The organism is Kitasatospora sp. NPDC048298 (assembly GCF_043201465.1).
Lineage (GTDB): Bacteria > Actinomycetota > Actinomycetes > Streptomycetales > Streptomycetaceae > Kitasatospora.
In genome coordinates, this window is sequence record NZ_JBICYZ010000014.1 from 91,601 (window position 1) to 109,811 (window position 18,211).

14 protein-coding genes are annotated in these 18,211 nt (G+C 73.8%); 8 read left to right on the plus strand and 6 right to left on the minus strand.

The genetic code is table 11. From position 1 onward, the window contains the following. Positions 1-26: 26 nt before the first annotated feature. Entirely contained in the window at positions 27-1,520 is a 1,494-nt protein-coding gene (locus ACGF0D_RS14225; protein WP_392915911.1) for an MBL fold metallo-hydrolase, read from the plus strand. 59 nt (positions 1,521-1,579) lie between these two features. On the opposite strand, the gene ACGF0D_RS14230 is transcribed toward ACGF0D_RS14225, so the two are convergent. After that, entirely contained in the window at positions 1,580-2,134 is a 555-nt protein-coding gene (locus ACGF0D_RS14230; RefSeq protein WP_392915913.1) for an NIPSNAP family protein, read from the minus strand. Positions 2,135-2,296: 162 nt separating this feature from the next. Between ACGF0D_RS14230 and ACGF0D_RS14235 the strand changes: the two genes are divergently transcribed. After that, positions 2,297-3,235, plus strand: coding sequence for a helix-turn-helix transcriptional regulator (locus tag ACGF0D_RS14235; protein WP_392915915.1), 939 nt, complete (start codon positions 2,297-2,299; stop codon positions 3,233-3,235). A 59-nt stretch (positions 3,236-3,294) separates the two neighbouring features. Here ACGF0D_RS14235 and ACGF0D_RS14240 read toward each other — a convergent pair whose 3' ends face one another. Then, positions 3,295-3,489, minus strand: coding sequence for a DUF397 domain-containing protein (locus ACGF0D_RS14240; RefSeq protein ID WP_392882380.1), 195 nt, complete (start codon positions 3,487-3,489; stop codon positions 3,295-3,297). A gap of 201 nt (positions 3,490-3,690) precedes the next feature. Here ACGF0D_RS14240 and ACGF0D_RS14245 point away from each other — a divergent pair, with 201 nt between their 5' ends. From ACGF0D_RS14245 to ACGF0D_RS14255, 3 genes are read left to right on the plus strand one after another with little or no spacing between them, the layout of a single operon-like run. After that, a complete protein-coding gene (locus tag ACGF0D_RS14245; protein ID WP_392882378.1) occupies positions 3,691-5,166 on the plus strand; it encodes a TIR-like protein FxsC in 1,476 nt (491 codons plus the stop codon). Continuing rightward, entirely contained in the window at positions 5,163-9,173 is a 4,011-nt protein-coding gene (fxsT, locus tag ACGF0D_RS14250) for an FxSxx-COOH system tetratricopeptide repeat protein (RefSeq protein ID WP_392915918.1), read from the plus strand. Before ACGF0D_RS14245 ends, fxsT begins: the two co-directional genes overlap by 4 nt. Positions 9,174-9,213: 40 nt before the next feature. Beyond that, positions 9,214-10,176 (plus strand): 2-hydroxyacid dehydrogenase, encoded by a 963-nt coding sequence (locus ACGF0D_RS14255; protein ID WP_392915921.1) that lies wholly within the window; start codon positions 9,214-9,216, stop codon positions 10,174-10,176. A gap of 78 nt (positions 10,177-10,254) precedes the next feature. Here ACGF0D_RS14255 and ACGF0D_RS14260 read toward each other — a convergent pair whose 3' ends face one another. The 3 genes from ACGF0D_RS14260 to ACGF0D_RS14270 form a co-directional block, all read right to left on the minus strand. Then, the gene (locus ACGF0D_RS14260; RefSeq protein WP_392882372.1) at positions 10,255-11,121 is read right to left on the minus strand and encodes an alpha/beta fold hydrolase; all 867 of its coding nucleotides are present in this window, start codon (positions 11,119-11,121) and stop codon (positions 10,255-10,257) included. Between the two features lie 11 nt (positions 11,122-11,132). Beyond that, a complete protein-coding gene (locus ACGF0D_RS14265) occupies positions 11,133-12,080 on the minus strand; it encodes a DUF4231 domain-containing protein (protein WP_392915924.1) in 948 nt (315 codons plus the stop codon). A 243-nt stretch (positions 12,081-12,323) separates the two neighbouring features. Beyond that, entirely contained in the window at positions 12,324-13,088 is a 765-nt protein-coding gene (locus ACGF0D_RS14270; RefSeq protein WP_392882367.1) for a sugar isomerase domain-containing protein, read from the minus strand. Between the two features lie 221 nt (positions 13,089-13,309). Here ACGF0D_RS14270 and ACGF0D_RS14275 point away from each other — a divergent pair, with 221 nt between their 5' ends. Continuing rightward, positions 13,310-14,002, plus strand: a complete 693-nt coding sequence (locus ACGF0D_RS14275) for a metal-dependent transcriptional regulator (RefSeq protein ID WP_392882365.1) — start codon at positions 13,310-13,312, stop codon at positions 14,000-14,002. A 397-nt stretch (positions 14,003-14,399) separates the two neighbouring features. On the opposite strand, the gene ACGF0D_RS14280 is transcribed toward ACGF0D_RS14275, so the two are convergent. Then, positions 14,400-15,113: a bifunctional DNA primase/polymerase gene (locus ACGF0D_RS14280; protein WP_392915927.1), complete on the minus strand. Its 714-nt coding sequence runs from the start codon at positions 15,111-15,113 to the stop codon at positions 14,400-14,402. A 306-nt stretch (positions 15,114-15,419) separates the two neighbouring features. On the opposite strand from ACGF0D_RS14280, the gene ACGF0D_RS14285 reads away from it, so the two are divergent. Continuing rightward, entirely contained in the window at positions 15,420-16,796 is a 1,377-nt protein-coding gene (locus tag ACGF0D_RS14285; RefSeq protein ID WP_392882361.1) for a transcriptional regulator, read from the plus strand. Positions 16,797-17,025: 229 nt separating this feature from the next. Beyond that, positions 17,026-18,198 carry a hypothetical protein gene (locus tag ACGF0D_RS14290; RefSeq protein WP_392915929.1) on the plus strand — a complete coding sequence of 391 codons (1,173 nt, stop codon included), beginning with the start codon at positions 17,026-17,028 and terminating at the stop codon, positions 18,196-18,198. The last annotated feature ends 13 nt before the right edge of the window (positions 18,199-18,211 follow it).

The window sequence follows — 18,211 nt, forward strand, 5'->3', positions numbered from 1 at the left end:
AGTCCACCTAGCGAGGAGGTCAACCGATGGCCGTCCCGTACACCCTCGGCCTGCACGAAATCGCCGCCGACACCTACGCCTACCTCCAGCCGAACGGCTCCTGGGGCCTCAGCAACGCCGGGCTGATCGTCTCGGACGGTGAGGCGCTGCTGGTCGACACCCTGTTCACCGTCCCGCAGACCCGGGAGCTGCTGGCCGCGATCGCGCGGGCCCTGCCCGGCGCCACCATTGGCACCCTGGTCAACAGCCACAGCGACGGCGACCACTGGTGGGGCAACCAGCTGCTGCCCGACGCCACGGTGATCGCCTCCGAGGCCGCCGCGATCGACATGGGGCGCGACCACCTCCACGAACTCCTCGCCGACCCCGGCGACCTGCCGCTCCCGCGCGTCGTCCAGGACATGCGGCGGGCCTTCGACTTCACCGGCATCGCGCCGACCCTGCCGAACCGGACCTTCAGCGGCGAGCTGGACGTCGCCGTCGGGCGGCGGACCGTGCGGCTGATCGAGGTCGGGCCCGCCCACACCTGGGGCGACGTGCTGGTCCACGTCCCCGACGCCGGCGTGCTGTTCGCCGGGGACATCCTGTTCGTCGGCGGCCACCCGGTGATCCACAGCGGGCCGGTGGAGCGCTGGATCGCCGCCTGCGACCTGATCCTCGGCCTGGACGTCGAGACGATCGTGCCCGGGCACGGGCCGGTCGTCGGCAAGCCGGAGGTCCGCACCTTCCGCGGCTACCTGGAGCGGGTCCGCGACCACGCCGGGCGCGCCCACCGGGCGGGCATCCCGGTGCTGCGGGCGGCGCAGGAGATGGACCTGGACGGCTTCGAGGACTGGGGCGACCGTGAGCGGCTGCTGCTCAACATCGGTGCCGTGTACCGCGAACTGAACGGCGACGGGACCCCGGGGGAAGAGGAACTGCTGGTCAGGCTCGACGAGTTCACCGTCGAGGCCCCCCGGCTGGCGCCGCGGCCGGCCGCCGAGATCGCGGCCCTCGCCGGGCGCCTGGAGGGCCCCGCCGCCCGGCTGCTCGCCGACGGCGCCGGTCCGCTGGCGGGCCGCCCGGTGCTCAACGTCCTGGCCACCATCGGCCACCACCCGGACCTGCTGGTCGCCCTCGCGCCCCTGCTCGCCCAGCTCAACCAAGGCCTGCTCCCGTTCCGCGAGCGCGAACTGGCCGTCCTGCGCACCGCGCACCGCACCGGCTCGGCGTACGAGTGGGAGCACCACGCCCGCCTCGGCGCCGCGGCCGGGCTGGCCGGGCCGGAGATCGCCCGTGTCCAGGACGGCCCGGAGCACCCGGACTGGTCGGAGGCGGACCGCGCGCTGCTGCGGGCCGTCGACGAACTGCACGACGGGCACGCGCTCGCTCCGGACACCTGGCAGGCGCTGATCGAACGGCACTCCGAGGCGCAGATGCTGGAACTCATGGCCCTGGTCGGGACCTACGGGATGGTCGCGGGCATCCTCAACTCCTGCCGGGTCCCGCTGGACGGCTGGCTCGCCGGGGCGGAAGCGTAAGCGTGCCCGCCCGGGAAGTCGGCCCGGCCGACTTCCCGGGCACGGCCGCGGCTACGCCGTCACCGGCTCGTCACCGGCTCCAGCCGGAGCCGCCGGAACGGCCAGGGCGGCGGCTCGCCGGGGCCGAACCAGACGCGGAGGTCCTCGCCGGTGCGGACGGGGAGCTGAGGGAAGTCGTTCTCGGCGTGCTCGGTGCGGTGCAGCGCGTGCTCCGGGCCCAGGTGGCGGGCGGCGTGGGCGTCGAAGGCGGCCGGGTCGGCGGGGCGGCAGACGGTGGCGAGCACCTCGCGGCTGCCCGCGGGCGGGGTGAAGCCGGGGCCGCGCAGCAGCAGGACGTCGTCGCAGTCGACCATGGTGGCGTTGGCCGCGTCGCGGTGTTCCCGCCAGACCGGGCCACCGTAGAAGGCCTCCAGGGCGCGGCGGCGCTCGGGCATCGAGGGGAAGGCGCGCAGCCAGACGAAGCGGTTCGGATCGTCCAGGTCGCGGAAGCGCCCGCCGAGGGTGATGCCGACCGCCTCCTGCCCGGTCACGAACTCGCGCTCGAACAGCTCGATCAGGGTCTCGCGGGTGCCGGGGTGCAGGGTGTACCGGCGGAGTTCGACGACGAGGCTCATGCGGCGGCTGCTCCGGGGCGGGTGAAGTGCGTCATGTGCCGCAGGTTAGGGGTGTTCCCCTGACACCTCCTGTCAGTGGAGACCGGGAAGGCCGGGACGACCGGGACGACCGGGACGACCGGGAAGGCCAAGAAGGCAGGGACGACCGGGATACTGGCCGGCATGCGCGCGAGTCGGCTGGTCACCCTGCTCCTGCTGCTCCAGAACCGGGGCCGGATGACCGCCGAGCAGCTGGCGGGGGAGCTGGAGGTCTCCGTCCGCACCGTCTACCGGGACGTTCAGGCGCTCGCCGCCGCCGGTGTCCCGCTGTACGGCGACGCCGGGCACGACGGTGGTTACCGGCTGGTCGACGGCTACCGGACCCGCCTCACCGGGCTGACCGCCGACGAGGCCCAGGCCGCATTCCTCGCCGCGCTCCCGGGCGCCGCCGACCAGTTGGGCCTCGGCGGTGCGCTGGCCGCCGCCCGGCTGAAGTTGCGGGCGGCCCTTCCGGCGGAGCTGCGCGAGCGGGCCGGGCGGATCCAGGAGCGCTTCCTGCTCGACGCGCCCGGCTGGTACGGCGCCCCGGACGACACCCCGCACCTGGCCGCCGTCGCCGCCGCGGTGTGGGAGCGGCGGCCGCTGGTGCTGCGCTACCGGCGCTGGCGGGCGCCGGAGGAGATCGAGCGGCGGGTGGAGCCGTACGGGCTGGTGCTCAAGGCCGGACGTTGGTACCTGGTCGCCGCCGGACCGACCGGGATGCGTACGTACCGGGTCGATCAGATCATCGGACTGTGCGATCCGGCAGTCGAGGCAACGGAGTTCGCCGTGCCGGCCGACTTCGACCTGGGCACGTACTGGACCGGCTACCTCGCCGACTTCCGGGCCCGGCTGCACACCGGCGAGGCGCTGGTCCGGCTCACCCCGGAGGGCGCCCGACGCCTCGGTGTGGCCGCCGGGGGCGACGGCTGGACGGAGGCCCGGGTGCCGATCGAGTCGATCGACCACGCCCACGGGGAGTTCCTGCGGCTCGGCGCCGACGTCGAGGTGCTGGAACCGGCCGAACTCCGCGACCGCATCGCCGCGACGGTACGGACCCTGGCCGCCCGCTACCCGGGCTGACGCCGACGGCCTGCAGAGCAGGCCAGGCAGGCCGTCGGCGTCAGCCCGGCCCGAGAGGATCAGGCGACGAAGTGGTCGAACTCGCCGGCCTTGGCGCCGCGGACCCAGGCGTTGAACTTGATGCGGGTGGTGGTGACGACGAGGGTGGGGTCGTCGGACTGCCGGATGTAGACGTGGTCGCCCTCGGAGGCGATCTCGATCCACTCGTCCTTGCCGATGCTGGTGCTGGCCCTCTGCCAGTCGAGGTGTTCCACGAGTTCCCTCCTGGTGGTGGTGCGCGACGGCCGGAACGAGGGTACTGCTCCCAGTGCACGGGTGGCGGCATCGTTTCGGTCATGTCAATTCGTGCGAGACGTTGTGCTATTCCATTGGGGTGTCAGTCGTTCCTACACTGAAGCCCCGCCGCACGGGGGCTGCGGGAGGCAGGTTTGCCGACGGGCCCGGGGGAGGCGCGTGTGACTGACCGGGGCTGGGACGAGGACGACGCCCGGCCGTACTTCTTCCTCTCCTACGCGCACACCCCCAAGGCCGGTGCGCGGGGCGCGAGCGACCCGAACCACTGGGTCAGGCAGTTGTACCGGGATCTCTGCGAGGCTGTGCTCCAGCTGACCACCGTCCCGGACGGAGCCGCGGTGGGCTTCATGGACGAGTCCATGCACCAGGGCGAGTTGTGGGCCGAACGGCTGTCCGACGAGTTGGCGACGTGCCGGGTCTTCGTGCCCCTCTACTCCCCGAGGTACTTCAACAGCGTTCCGTGCGGCCAGGAATGGCACGCCTTCACTCGCCGGCCGGTCTATCCGGCGAACCTCGACTCCGAGCGCACCAGCGGCATCGTGCCGGTGCTGTGGGCCCCGATGAGCCGCTACCGGCTGCCGAACGTGGCCAGTGAACTCCAGTTCAACCACGCGAGTTTCGGCCCCGAGTACGCCACCGAGGGCCTCTACGCGCTCATGAAGCTCAGCTACTTCCGCTCCGCCTACGAGCTGGCCGTGCACCGGCTGGCGGCCCGGATCGTCCAGGTCGCGGAGGAGACGGTGATCCCGGTCGGTCGGCGGCTGGAGTTCAACGGCCTCCCGAGCGCCTTCAACGTCACCGCCCCGACCAAGCAGCTGCGGATCTCCGTGCTCGCCTACCACCAGAACGAGTTGCCCGCCGACCGCAGCTCCGACTACTACGGCGAGCGGCGCACCGACTGGCACCCGTACCGACCGGTCGGCTCGCCGATCGCGCAGCACGCGGCCCGGCTGGCCAGGCAGTTGGGGTTCCAGCCGACCGTGCACGAGTTCGACGACGAGGTCGAGTCGATCATCGAGGGCAACGCCGAGGCGCCCGGCCTGCTGCTGCTCGACCGCTGGGCGCTGCGCGACCCGCGCCGGCGCGAACTGGTCCGGCGCTTCGACCGCTCGGACGCCGCCTGGGTGAGCATCCTGGAGCCGTTCAACGGCGACGACCCGGAGTGCGCCGACCGCGCGGAGGAACTCGGCGACCTCAGCGACGAGACGCTGCGCATCACCCGGCGGGCGAGCCGGCCGAGCTTCCTCGGCGCGACCGGCCCGACCGGGCTGCACACCCTGGAGGACTTCGACGACGCCCTGCCCCGGGCGGCGATGAAGGCCAAGTACGCGTTCGAGGGCCGCACCCGGGCCGAACCGGAGGAACCGCCGCCGCCCCGGCCGAGCCTGCGGGACGCGTTCCGGCGCGGGGGAGGCGGGTACGGACCGGACGGGTCCCCGGTGGACCCCTTCGAGGAGGACCAGGGCGACGACGACAGCACCAACTACGGCAACGGCAACGACCGCGGCAACGGCCGCACCACCCGTCGAAGTCGGACCAACGGCAACGACCCGCACCGCGCGCACGACCCGTACCGCGACGACGGCGATGAACCCGATGACGGGATGGCGCCCTTGGGAGGACGAGGACCGCGATGAACGACGACAACCGCACCAGGAACCTCCGCCTCGGCGGGCTCACCGCCGCCGACCTGGCCGCCCAGCGGGAGGCCGAGCGGCAGGCGGCGGAACGGGACCGCAACGGCCGGATCATCACCTTCTACTCGTACAAGGGCGGCACCGGGCGCACCATGGCGCTCGCCAACACCGCCTGGATCCTGGCCGCCAACGGCTTCCGCGTCCTCACCGTGGACTGGGACCTGGAGGCGCCCGGCCTCGCCAAGTTCTTCCACCCGTTCCTCGACCAGGCCTCGCTGGCCGGCACCACCGGCATGATGGACCTGATCGCGGAGTACCGCGAGGAGGCGTTGCGCCCGGTCGAGCACGCCGAGGGCTGGCACCTGGACTTCGCCCGGGTGCACCCGCACGCGCTCTCGCTCACCTGGCCGCACTTCCCGGGCGGCGGCAGCCTGGACTTCCTCTCCGCGGGCCAGTTCAACCGCGACTACTCCGAGGCCGTCACCCACCTCGACTGGGACATCTTCTACGACCGGTTCGACGGCGGGCAGTTCTTCGACGCCCTCAAGGCCGACATGGCCAAGCGCTACGACTACGTGCTGATCGACTCCCGCACCGGCCTGTCCGACATCGCCGAGATCTGCACCGTCCAGATGCCCGACGACCTGGTGGTCTGCTTCACCCTCAGCGACCAGTCCATCGACGGCGCCTCCCGGATCGCCCAGCACATCCACGACCGCTACCGCGAGCGCGGCATCCGCATCCTGCCCGTCCCGATGCGCATCGACGAGGGCGAGAAGGAGAAGGCGGACGCCGGCCGCGCCCTCGCCCGGGTCCGCTTCGACGGACTGCCGGTCGGCCTGGACGGCGAGGAACTCGCCCAGTACTGGGGCTCGGTGGAGATCCCGTACCGGCCGTTCTACGCCTACGAGGAGATCCTCGCCACCTTCGGCGACCAGACCGGCACGCCCACCTCGATGCTGGCCGCCTGCGAGCGGCTCACCTCCATGATCACCGAGGGGCGGGCGGCCGGCCTGCCGCCGATGGACGAGGAGGTGCGGCTGCGCTACGTGGACGCGTTCACCCGCCGCCGCCCGTCCGTGCCCGCCGACCTCTACCTCTCCTACGTCCCCGAGGACCGGATGTGGGCGGACTGGATCGAGTCCGTCCTGACCAGGGCCGGCTTCCGGGTGCTGCCGCGCGACCTCAGCGCCGGCACCGACCCGCGCGAGGAGACCGAGCGCGGCATCGACTCCGCGTACCGGACGGTCGCGGTGCTCTCGCCCGCCTACCAGCGATCCCCGCAGGCGCGGGCGCTGTGGGAGTCGGTGGTCAGCTCCGACCCCTCCGGCACCCGGCGCCAGCTGCTGCCGGTCCGCGTCGGCGACGTCCGGCTCACCGCGCCGTTCAGCAACCGCAACCCGGTCGACCTGGTCGGCCGCGACGAGATGCAGTCGATCCAGAGCCTGCTGCGCGCGCTCGGCCGCGGCGACACCCCGCTCGGCGACGCGCCCAGCGGCGGGCCGCGCTTCCCCGGCAGCAAGCCCTCGGTGTGGGACGTCCCGCCGCGCAACCCGTCCTTCACCGGCCGCGCCGCCGTGCTGGAGCAGCTGCGCAACCAGCTGCGCGGCGGCATGGCGGCCGTGCTGCCCACCCCGCAGACGCTGTACGGGCTCGGCGGTGTCGGCAAGACCCAGGTGGCGCTGGAGTACGCCCACCGCTTCATGTCCGACTACGACCTGGTCTGGTGGATCGACGCCGAGCAGACCGAGCTGGTCGCCCCGGCGCTCGCCGAACTCGCCCGCCGGCTGGGGCTGCGGGTCGGCGACTCGGTGACCGAGGCCGCCGAGGCGGCCAGGGAGGCGCTGCGGCGCGGCGTGCCCACCTCGCGCTGGCTGCTGATCTTCGACAACGCCGACGAGCCCGCCGAGATCCGCCGGTTCTTCCCCGGCGGCTCCGGCCACATCCTGGTCACCTCCCGCAACCAGGCCTGGACCGGGCACGCCGAGGCGCTGGAGGTCGACGTCTTCACCCGCGGCGAGAGCGTCGAGCACCTGTGCCGGCGCGCCCGCAGCCTCTCCCGCCCGGACGCCGACCGGGTCGCCGAGGCGGTCGGAGACCTGCCGCTGGCCGTCGAGGTGGCCGCCGCCTGGCTGGACACCACCGGCACCCCGGTCGACACCTACGTCTCCCAGCTGCACGCCGAGGCCGCCCGCGCCCTGGCCGTCGGCCGCCCGGCCGACTACCCGACCCCGGTCGCCGCGACCTGGAACGTGTCGATCGGACGGCTGCGCCAGCAGTCCCCGGCGGCCGTCCGGCTGCTCCAGCTCTGCGCGTTCTTCGCGCCCGAGCCGATCTCGATGAACCTCTTCTACAGCGACCAGATGATCCGGGCGCTGGTGAAGTTCGACGCCGACCTCAGCGACAAGTTCATGCTGGGCAAGGTGATCCAGGCGATCGGCCGGTACGCGCTGGCCAAGGTCGACGCCGGCAGCAACAGCTTCCAGGTGCACCGGCTCGTCCAGGCGGTGATCCGGGCCGGGATGACCGCCGACGAGCAGGAGATCGCCGTCCACGAGGTGCACCGCATCCTCACCGGCGCCCGGCCCGTCCTCGGCGACACCGACGACCCGGCCAACTGGCCCGCCTTCGACGAGATCTGGCCGCACCTGTCGCCGTCCAAGGCGCACAACTGCGACGAGGCGGACACCCGCCAGCTGCTCATCGACCGGGTCCGCTACCTGTGGAAGCGCGGCGAACTCGACCGCGCCCGCGACCTTGGCCACGCCCTGGACGTGGAGTGGACCGGCAAGCTCGGCGAGGACGACCGGCAGACCCTGCTGCTGCGCTTCCAGCTCGCCAACGTGCTGCGCTCCCAGGGCAACTACGGCGAGGCGCTGGCCCTGGACGAGGACACCCTGGAGCGCCAGCGGGCCCTGCTCGGCGAGCACCACCCGTACACCCTGATGACGGCCGGCTCGCTCGGCGCCGACCGCAGGGCGCTCGGCCGGTTCCAGGCCGCCCTCGACCTCGACCGTGAGATCCTCGACCAGTTCCGCGAGTTGTTCGGCGACGACAACCCGCGCACGCTCTCCATGGCGAACAACCTGGCGATCGACTACCGGCTGGTCGGCGACAGCGAGGCGGCCCGCGAACTCGACCAGGAGACCCTCGACCGGCGCACCGCCGTCCTCGGCCCCAAGCACCCCTACACCCTGTCCACCAAGTCCAACCTGGCCCGCGACCTGCGCGAACTCGGCGACTACCGCGGCTCGGTGGACCTGCTCCAGGAGGTCACCTCCGACCTCGGCGACGTGCTCGACCCGGACCTGCCGGAGAACCTGCGCAACGCCAAGTCGCTGGCCGTCTCGCTGCGCCGGATCGGCCAACTCGCCGAGGCCCGCCGGATCACCAAGGAGACCTACGAGCGCTACCTGGAGCGCTACGGCGCCGACGCCCCCGACGCGCTCGCCTGCGCGCTCAACCTGGCCGCCGACCACAGCGCCTCCGGCGACAAGGAGGCCGCCCGCGACCTCTGCTCCACCGTCTTCGAGGGCCACCGGCGGCTGTTCGGCGACGAGCACCCGTTCACCCTGGCCTGCGCCAACAACCTCGGCATCTACCTGCGGGGCAGCGGCGACGTCCAGGGCGCCATCGAGCGCGGCCGGCTCACCGTCGAGGGGCTGACCCGCTCGGTCGGACCGGAGCACCCGTACACCCTCAACGCGATGATCAACCTGGCCAACGCCTACGGCGACGACGGGCAGCTGGATCGCGCCGAGCGGCTCGGCCGGGCCGCGTACCAGGGGCTGTGCGACCGCTACAGCGCCCAGCACCCGGACGCGGTGGCCTGCGAGGCCAACCTGGCGATCACCCTGCGGGCGGGCGGCCGGCACACCCAGGCGGCCGAGCTGCGGGCGCGGGCGATCTCCGAGCTGATCCGGCAGGTCGGCGAGGAGCACCCCAACACGGTCTCCGCGCGCGGCTGGAAGCGGATCAACCGGGACCTGGAGCCGCAGCCGGTCTGATCGGGAGGACCGGGAAGGGGGCGGGGTACGCTCCCAGATCATGAGCACCCCGCCCCCGGTCCTGGTCACCCGGCGCCTCGCCCCCGGCGTCGTCGAGCGGCTCACCGCGCACCACGCCGTCACCTGCCACGACTCCGACCTGGCGATGGACCGGGCCGCACTGCTGGCCGCCGTCCGCGGGCGCCGGGCCGTGATCACCACCCTGGACGACCGGGTGGACGCCGAGTTCCTCGACGCGGCCGGCCCGCGGCTGGCCGTCGTCGCCAACCACGCCGTCGGCTACCACAACGTGGACGTGGCCGCCTGCGCCGAACGCGGCGTGCTGGTCACCAACACCCCCGGCGTGCTCACCACCGCCACCGCCGACATGGCCTGGGCGCTGCTGCTGGCCGCCACCCGCCGCCTCGGCGAGGGCGAGCGGCTGCTGCGCTCCGGCGCGCCCTGGACCTGGGCGCCGAACTTCCTGCTCGGCCTGGAGCTGGCCGGCACCCCGCTGGGTGTGCTCGGCATGGGCCGGATCGGGCAGGCGGTGGCCCGCCGGGCCCGCGCCTTCGACATGCCCGTCAGCTACCACAACCGCCGCGAACTGCCCCCCGAGCAGGCCGAGGGCGCCGACTGGAAGCCGCTGGAGGACCTGCTCGCCACCTCCACCGTGCTGGTCGTCACCTGCCCGTTCACCGCCGCGACCCGGCACCTGCTGGACGCCCGCCGGCTCGCCCTGCTGCCGCGCGGCGCGGTGGTGGTCAGCATGACCGCCGGGGTGGTGGACGAGGAGGCGCTGGCCGCCGCGCTGGAGTCCGGCGCGCTGTTCGCCGCCGCCGTGGACAACTTCGAGCGCGAGCCGGCCGTCCCGTCCGCGCTGCTCGCCCAGGAGCGCGCGGTGCTCGCCCCGCACCTGGGAAGCGCCACCGTCCGTACCCGCCAGGCGATGGGCGGCCTGGCGGTGGACAACGTGCTGGCGGTGCTCGGCGGTTCGGCGCCCCTGACGCCGGTGCGGGGCTGACGTCGGTGCGCCCCTGACGTCGGTGCGGGCCTGACGTCGGTGCGGGCCTGACGTCGGTGCGGGCCTGAGCCCTGGTTCCTAGCCCGCCGCCCAGGCCAGGGCGGTGGTCATCACCCGGAACGCCCCGAAGTGGGCGGCGCCGGGCTCCAGGAACAGTTGGGCGTCCGGGATGTGGTCGGCCAGCCAGCGGGAGTGTTCGACCGGCGAGAACTGGTCGTCCGCGCCGTGCCAGAGCCAGGTCGGCACCCGGATCGACCCGACCTCGAACCCCCAGTCGGCGGTGAAGGCCAGCACGTCGTCGATCCAGCCGTCCGCGCCGTGCCGGAACGCCTCCCGGTAGTTGCTCTGGAGCATCCGGCGCAGCCCGCTGTCGGCCACCACCTCCCGGTCGGCGGCGGAGAGTTCGGTGCGCAGCCCGTTCAGCAGCCGGACCGGGTCGTCCTTGATCTGCCGGGAGCGGAACTCCATCGCGTCGGCGATCCGGCCGTGTCCGCGCTCGGCCTCCTTGTAGGCGCGGACGTTGGACGGGGTCATCCCCGCGTACCAGTCCAGGCCGGCCGCGGTGCGCGGGGCCAAGCCGACCAGCACCGCGGCCCGGCTGACCCGGTCCGGCAGCAGCGCCGCGCAGGCCAGCGCGTGCGGACCGCCGCCGGAGCGGCCGAGCACCGCGAAGCGGTCCAGCCCGAACTCGTCCGCGATGGTGCGCACGTCGGTGGCCGCCGCGCTCACCCGGCGGCCGAACAGCCGGGTCGAGTCGCCGTAGCCGGGCCGGTCGAACGAGATCAGCCGGACGCCCAGCCGGTACAGCACGGTGCTGCGCGGGTGCGGGCCGACCCGGCTGCCGGGCATGCCGTGCAGCAGGAACACCGGACGGCCGCGCGGGTCGCCGAGGGACTCGACGGCGAGGGCGCGGTCGTCCGCCGTTTTGACCGTCCGTAACGACACCTGCGGCCTCCTCAGTGCTCCGGGTCGGTTGCGTGCTCCCGGTCGGTGGTGGTGCGCACCTCCCGGCGGGCCTGCCAGGTGGTGTGCTCGCGGGAGATCGCGTCCTCGGCGTCCCGGGCCAGGCGGGCCCAGACCTCCTCGGCCTCCATCGACTCCAGGTCCAGCTCGGCGAGTTGGCGCTGGATCTGCGCCAGCTCCTCGGCGGCCAGGGCGTACGCGGCCGCGAGCGGCCGGTACTGGCGCAGCTGCGCCCAGGCGGCGACCGAGGCGGCCACCGCCGAGACCGTGCCCAGCGCGTCGTAGCTGAAGGCGCCGAGCGCCCGCAGCAGGGCGAGCACCAGGCCGAGCGCGGGCAGCAGCACGCCCAGCACCCCGGCCCAGTGCCCGGCGCGGGCGCAGTAGCGGGCCTTGGCGCGGTACCAGTCGTGCTGCAGCTGGATCCGCTCGGCCAGGTACACCTCGCGGCGTACCGCCAGCGGCTGTCCGCGCAGGTCGTGCATCGCCGGGGTGATCTCCGCCCCGCCGTCCGGGACGGCGACCGGGCTGTCCCGGAACGCGCCGAGCACCCGGGCGAGCTGGAAGCGGTACAGGCCCTCGGCGTCCGGCAGGGCGCGCGGCGGGGGCTGGTAGGCGTCGGCCCGGACGGCGTACTTCCAGGCCAGCGTCTTCACCGACTCGGCGGCCGCCCGGCCCTCGTACCAGAGGCCCTGGGGGTTCTGCCGGCTGACCACCACCGCCAGCGCGATCGCGCCGAGGTAGGCCGCCGCCGCCGGCCACGCCCAGGGCTCGCCGTCGGCCGAGCCGGTCGCCGCGGCGGCCACCAGCAGGACCAGCTCCCAGGCGCAGAGCAGCACCGAACGCCGCTGCCCGCGCAGCGAGGCCGCGTCGGCGGCCCAGAAGAACTCGGGTAGCAGGTCCCGCTCGCGCACCCACCCGGTCCGTCCCGCAACAGACGCCATGTTCGGCCCCCACCAGTCGCTCCGGTCGCACCGCTCTCCTGCCCCGGGGGGCCGACCGGTACGCCTGGTGACGGCCGGTGCGGCCGGATGTGGCCGGGAAGGCCCGCTGCTTTGTCCGGTACTCCTCGTGTTCGGTCCTGCACCCAGCGTGCGGGGAGGTGGTGGGGGCGCGCGGCGGTCGGCGGGCGTGCGCGGGCGACCGGCCGGGGGTGGGCGGGGCGGTCCGGCGGGTGCGGGAGGGGCTCAGTAGGTGTAGAAGACCCGGTCGGCGTTCTCGGCCATCTGCTTGGCGTTCCACTCGGTGCCGCCGGGGACGTTGCCGGAGCGGAACAGCGGCGGCGCGGGGCACTCCCCGGCGGCCGCCCGGTCGGCCAGCCGGCCGACCGCCGAGGCGACCACGGCCTGCATCAGCGCGCTGGTCACGATGGTGGACACCGGGCCGAAGGTGGTCTCGGCGCCGGGGTGGGTCAGCTCGCCGTCGCCGACCGCGATCTTGCTGTCCAGCACCACGTCGCAGTGGTCCTTCAGGTAGGTGCCGGTCGGGTGCGCCGAGGACACCTCCGCCGGGTACGCCAGCGAGGTCACGCCGACCACCTTGAGGCCGCGGTCCCGGGCGTACCGGGCCAGCTCGACCGGCATCACCTGGCGGCCGGAGAGCGAGATCACGAACAGCAGGTCCCCGGTGGTGGCCGGGGTGAGGTCCAGGGTGGCGGTGGCCAGCCCGGAGACCCGCTCCAGCGCGCTGGACAGCGGTGCGGGCATCACCGTCACCCCGGCCATCCCGGGCACGTTCAGCAGGTTCATCGGGACCAGCCCGCCGGCCCGGTAGACCACGTCCTGGGCCGCCAGCGCGGAGTGCCCGGCACCGAAGGTGAAGACCCGGCGACCCTCGGTCATCGCCTCCGCCAGCAGCGCGGCGGCGGCCTCGATGGTGTCGGCCTCCTCCACGCGGACCCGCTGGAGGTGGGCGATCGCGGCGTCGAAGTACCGGTCGACCAGGTCGTTCATCTGGTGCCTTCGCTCTCTGCCGGGTGGGGGATCCGGCCGGGTGGGGTGGTCCGGGTGGTCCAGACCGCCGGTGGAGAAAGCTTCGGCGAGCACGGTCGCGCCCCGGCGGCACCGTTGTCAACAGGAACGAAACGGGCCTCCGGAGCCCCGGGGCGGGCCCGGTTGTCGGTCCCGTACGTCAGAATTGGCGGTGAGGACACCGAAGAACGGAGCCAGCGGCGATGTCTGGGCTGATCGACACCACTGAGATGTACCTTCGCACCATCCTGGAGCTGGAGGAGGAAGGCATCGTCCCGATGCGCGCCCGGATCGCGGAGCGCCTGGAACAGAGCGGCCCCACGGTCAGCCAGACGGTCGGCCGGATGGAGCGCGACGGGCTGCTCCAGGTCGCCGGGGACCGCCACCTCGAACTGACCGAGGAGGGGCGCCGGCTCGCGGTGCGCGTCATGCGCAAGCACCGCATCGCCGAGTGCCTGCTCGTCGACGTGATCGGCCTGGAGTGGGAGCAGGTGCACGAGGAGGCCTGCCGCTGGGAGCACGTGATGAGCGAGACGGTCGAGCGCAAGGTGCTCGCCATGCTCGGCCACCCCACCCAGTCCCCGTACGGCAACCCGATCCCGGGCCTGGACGAGCTGGGCGACACCAAGGCCGAGGGCGAGGGCTTCGACGCCGGGCTCGTCCCGCTGGACACCGTCAAGCCGGGCGAGGCCGGGGCCGACGTGGTGGTCCGTCGGATCGGCGAGCCGATCCAGACCGACAGCGCCCTGATGAGCACCCTGCGCCGGGCCGGCGTGCGGCCGGGTTCCACGGTCAAGGTGAGCGCCGGCGTCGGCGGCGTGCTGGTCGGCACCGGGGACAACGCGGCGGAGCTGGGCAAGGAGATCGCCCAGCACGTCTTCGTCGCCCAGGCCTGAGCCGCATCCGTCGTACCGAGAAGGGGCCCGCTGCTCTCCAGGCAGCGGGCCCCTTCGCCCTCCCCGTTCCCTCCCTCTCCCCTCCGCCCCTCCCGGCCCCTCCCGTTCCCCTCCACCTCCACCGCCGCCGCCCGGCTTCCCCGTCCGAGCGCCCCTGCCGGCGTCCCCACACATCGCAATTCCTCCCCTCGGCCGATCATGGCAATCCTTGAGCGCTGTCACTCGTACGAGGGGCTTCGTGGGTTGACCAGCGGGTACACGGAAGCCTTATCCGGACATGCGTATGACGGGCCCCGTCCCCGGTGGGAGACAAGGCCCGTCACGTGCGCGCGTTGTGTCGCGCGGTGCGCGCCCTCACCCGATCGGCAGAGGGCGGCCGTTCCGGGGTGAGCGGTGTTCAGCCCACCGGCGCCGGCTGGGCGGCCCGGGCGGTCCGGGCCGAGGGCGTCTCGCGGCCGCAGGCGTACGCGAGCGGGCTGATCAGTTCGGCGGCGTCCGGCAGCCAGCGGTTGAGCGCGGAGGGGGAGCGGGCCCACTGGGCGTACCCCAGGGAGCCGATCCTGGACGGCGGGGCGACCGTCCAGTCCCCCTCGCCGCGGGCGACCAGGTCCAGCCGACCGGGCGGCCAGCCGAGCCGGCGGAGCATCTCCGGGAGCCTGGCCGCGCCTCCGGGCAGCACCAGGAAGTGCAGCCGCCGCCCGATCCGCCCGGGCGCGGCGGGCTGGACCACCACCGGGCCGAGCTGGAGGTCCATCCGCTCCATCCGGGCGAGCGCCAGGCAGCCGGCCGTCTCCGGGACGTCCAGGACGTCGAAGGAACGCCCGGTGGGCAGCAGGACCGACGCGTCGGGCCGCTCGGTCCACCAGCTCCGCACCGCACCGGGGCCGGCGCTCGCCTGCCTCGCCCAGTCCGGGTCCAGCGGGTGGGCGCCCGGCAGGGTGCAGCGCCGGTCGGCGCAGGAGCAGCGGACTGCGCCGTCGCCGTCGTCGACCAGCCAGGCGCCCGGGGCCACCTCCCAGTGGCGGGTCTCGGCGTAGCCGACGGCTTCCACGAGTAAGAGGGGCGGGTCGGTGCTCTCGTTCCGGTCCTGGGCGTCGGGGATGTCTTCCACGGGGTGCTCAACTACCGTGTGTGAGGCTGGTTACGGCCCGATGGCGCCCGGTTGGGTGTATCCCGGCAATGTCACCCGTTCCGGTTAGTCGGCCGAGTTGAAGGGGCTGAGGGCAGGCGCAGCGGGGGCGCACAGGAGCATTTCCCGGGGCGCAAGGGGGGTGCGGTTCGTCACCGTGGGTATCCCGCTGGCGTTGCTGATCGCTAACCTTGTGTCAGATTCCTTGGATGGTCGGACAGTCGGCAACAGATCAGCAGAAGCGTCGCCCGCCGGCCGGGACCGGAGGGTGTGGGGAGGCGAAGCCCAATGGCCGCGAGACCACTCGTCGCACGACAGCCCAACGAGCGTCTGCAGCAACTGATCCAGGAGGCCAGCTGTTCCAACGCCGGCCTGGCCCGGAGGGTCAACCTCTGCGGCGCCGAACACGGGCTGGACCTTCGGTACGACAAGACCTCCGTGGCCCGCTGGCTGCGCGGCCAGCAGCCGCGCGGGCAGGCGCCGGCCGTGATCGCCGAGGCCCTGGGCCGCAAGCTCGGCCGCAGCGTGTCGGTCGAGGAGATCGGCATGGCGGACGGCAAGAACCTGAGCTCCGGCATCGGGCTCCAGTTCGCGCCGACCATCGGTGCCGCCCTGGAGCAGGTCTGCGAGCTGTGGCGCAGCGACGTCGGCCGGCGGGACTTCCTGACCGGTGCGACGGTCGCCGCCTCCGCGCTGGTGGAGCCCAGCCGGGACTGGCTGATCACCCCGCCGGACCCGGTGGTGGCGCGGGCCGGCGGCCCCCGGGTCGGCCCGACCGACGTGGCCGCGGTCAAGGCGACCACCGCGATGCTGGTCGACCTCGACCACCGCTTCGGCAGCGGCCATGTGCGCCCGGTGGTGGTGCACTACCTCAACTCGGTGGTCTCCGGCCTGCTCGGCGGCGCCTACCGGGAGGAGACCGGGCGCCAACTCTTCGCCGCGGTGGCCCGGTTGACCGAACTGGCCGGCTACATGGCGGTGGACACCGGGCAGCCCGGGCTCGCCCAGCGCTACTACATCCAGGCGCTGCGGCTGGCCCAGGCCGCCGACGACCGCGGCTACGGCGGCTACGTGCTGGCCGCCTCGATGAGCCACCTGGCGGCGACCCTCGGCAACCCGCGGGAGATCGCCCAACTCGCCCGCGCCGCACAGGAGGGCGCCCGCTCGGTGGCCACCCCGACGGCGATGGCGATGTTCTACGCTGCCGAGGCCCGCGGCCACGCCCTGCTCGGTGACGCCCGCTCCTGCGAGGCGGTGTCGGCCAGGGCGCTGGAGATGATGGAGAAGCGCCGCCCGGAGGACGACCCGGACTGGATCGCCCACTTCGACGACGCCTACCTCGCGGACGAACTGGCCCACTGCCACCGGGACCTGGAGCAGGCGGGCCAGGCCGAGCACTACGCCCGCCGGGCGCTCGACCTGCACCCGCCGACCAGGGTCCGGCGCCGCGCGGTGGATCTCGTCCTGCTGGCCACCGCCCAGCTCCAGCAGCGGGACCTGGAACGCGCCTGCGAGACGGGTGCCCAGGCGGTCCGGCTGCTCAGCGGGCTGCGCTCCAACCGGGGCGTGGAGTACCTGGACGAGTTCCGGCGCCGGCTGGAGCCGTACCGGGAGCAGCGGGTGGTCCGCGAGTTCCACGCCCGGGCGGATGCCGAGGCGGCGTAGCGTCCGCCTCCGCGGCTCCTCCCCGTCCCCGGGGCCCGGGCGTCGGCCCGTGCCCGGGGCGGTCGCGGATCGTCTGTGCAGGGAGCGTGATGGATGTCCCGCCCACGTGGTCACCCGGTGAGGCGAACCGGTAGCGTGGGCGCGACGTCCAAGGAACTGTGATGCTCCCAAGAACCGACGAGATGTGGTCCGCCATCAGTGCGCGGTCCTGCACAGGTGAGGAATCGCGTTGAGTCAGCGCCGCTCGTACCCGAACTCCGGTGACTTCAACCTGGACGACCTGTTCCGCCCCGAGCCCGGCCAGCCGGGGCAGCCGGGGCAGCCGCAGGCCCACTCGGCCGTGCCGCCGGTGGGGCAGCCTTCCGGGCAGCCGGAGTACCTCGGCGAGGGTGCGCACGCGCTGCCGACCCAGGCCATGCCCGCGCAGCCGATGCCCGGGCCGGGTGCCTCGTGGGGCGGGCAGCAGCCCGGTTACGGTGCCCCGCAGCCCGATCCGGCCCCGGAGACCCAGTACCTGCCGCCGTACCCGGCCGGCGACCCGCAGGCCGGCTACCCGGCGGCGCAGGCCCAGCCCGGCTACCCGCAGCCGCAGCCCGCGCCCGGCTACCAGGCCTACCCGCCGGCCGCGCAGCCGCAGCCGGGCTACCCGGCCCAGGACTACCACCAGGGCTACGCCCCCGAGCAGGGGCAGAGCTACGGCCAGGGCTTCGAGCAGGGCTTCGACGCGACCCCGGCGGGCGCTCAGGGGCGCGGCGGCCGCCCGTCCAACAAGCTGATCATCGGTGGCGTGGTGGCGGGCTGCGCGGTGGCCGGCATCCTGGTCGCGGTGCTGATGGGCGGCGGCGACGGCGACGCCAAGGACGACAAGAAGTCCACCCCGGTGGCCGCCACCGCCAGTACCGCCCCCACGGCCGGGACGCCGAGCACGAGCGGCTCCGGCGCGGCCGTCGACCCGGACGTCAAGGCCCAGGCGCAGCCGCTGTCGGACCTGCTGGGCACCGCGAGCGACAGCCGCAGCGCGGTGGTGTCCGCGGTCGCCTCGGTGCAGAAGTGCGACAAGCTGCCCGAGTCCCAGCAGGCGCTGTCCGGCGCGGCCGGCAAGCGGCGCGAACTGCAGAGCAAGCTCGGCCAGCTGAAGACCGACAAGCTGCCCGGCGGCCAGCAGCTGGCCGACCAGCTCAACGCGGCCTGGACGGCCTCGGCCCAGGCCGACGACGAGTACGCGGCCTGGGCGCAGGACGCGCAGGGCTCCTGCGACGCGAAGAAGCAGGACAACCAGCACTACAAGAACGCCGTCCAGGCCAGCGGCACCGCGACCACCGCGAAGAAGCAGGCCGCCACGCTCTGGAACGCGATCGCCGCCCAGACCGGACTGCCCAACCGGAGCGACGGGGACCTGTGAGCGACCGGGGCCT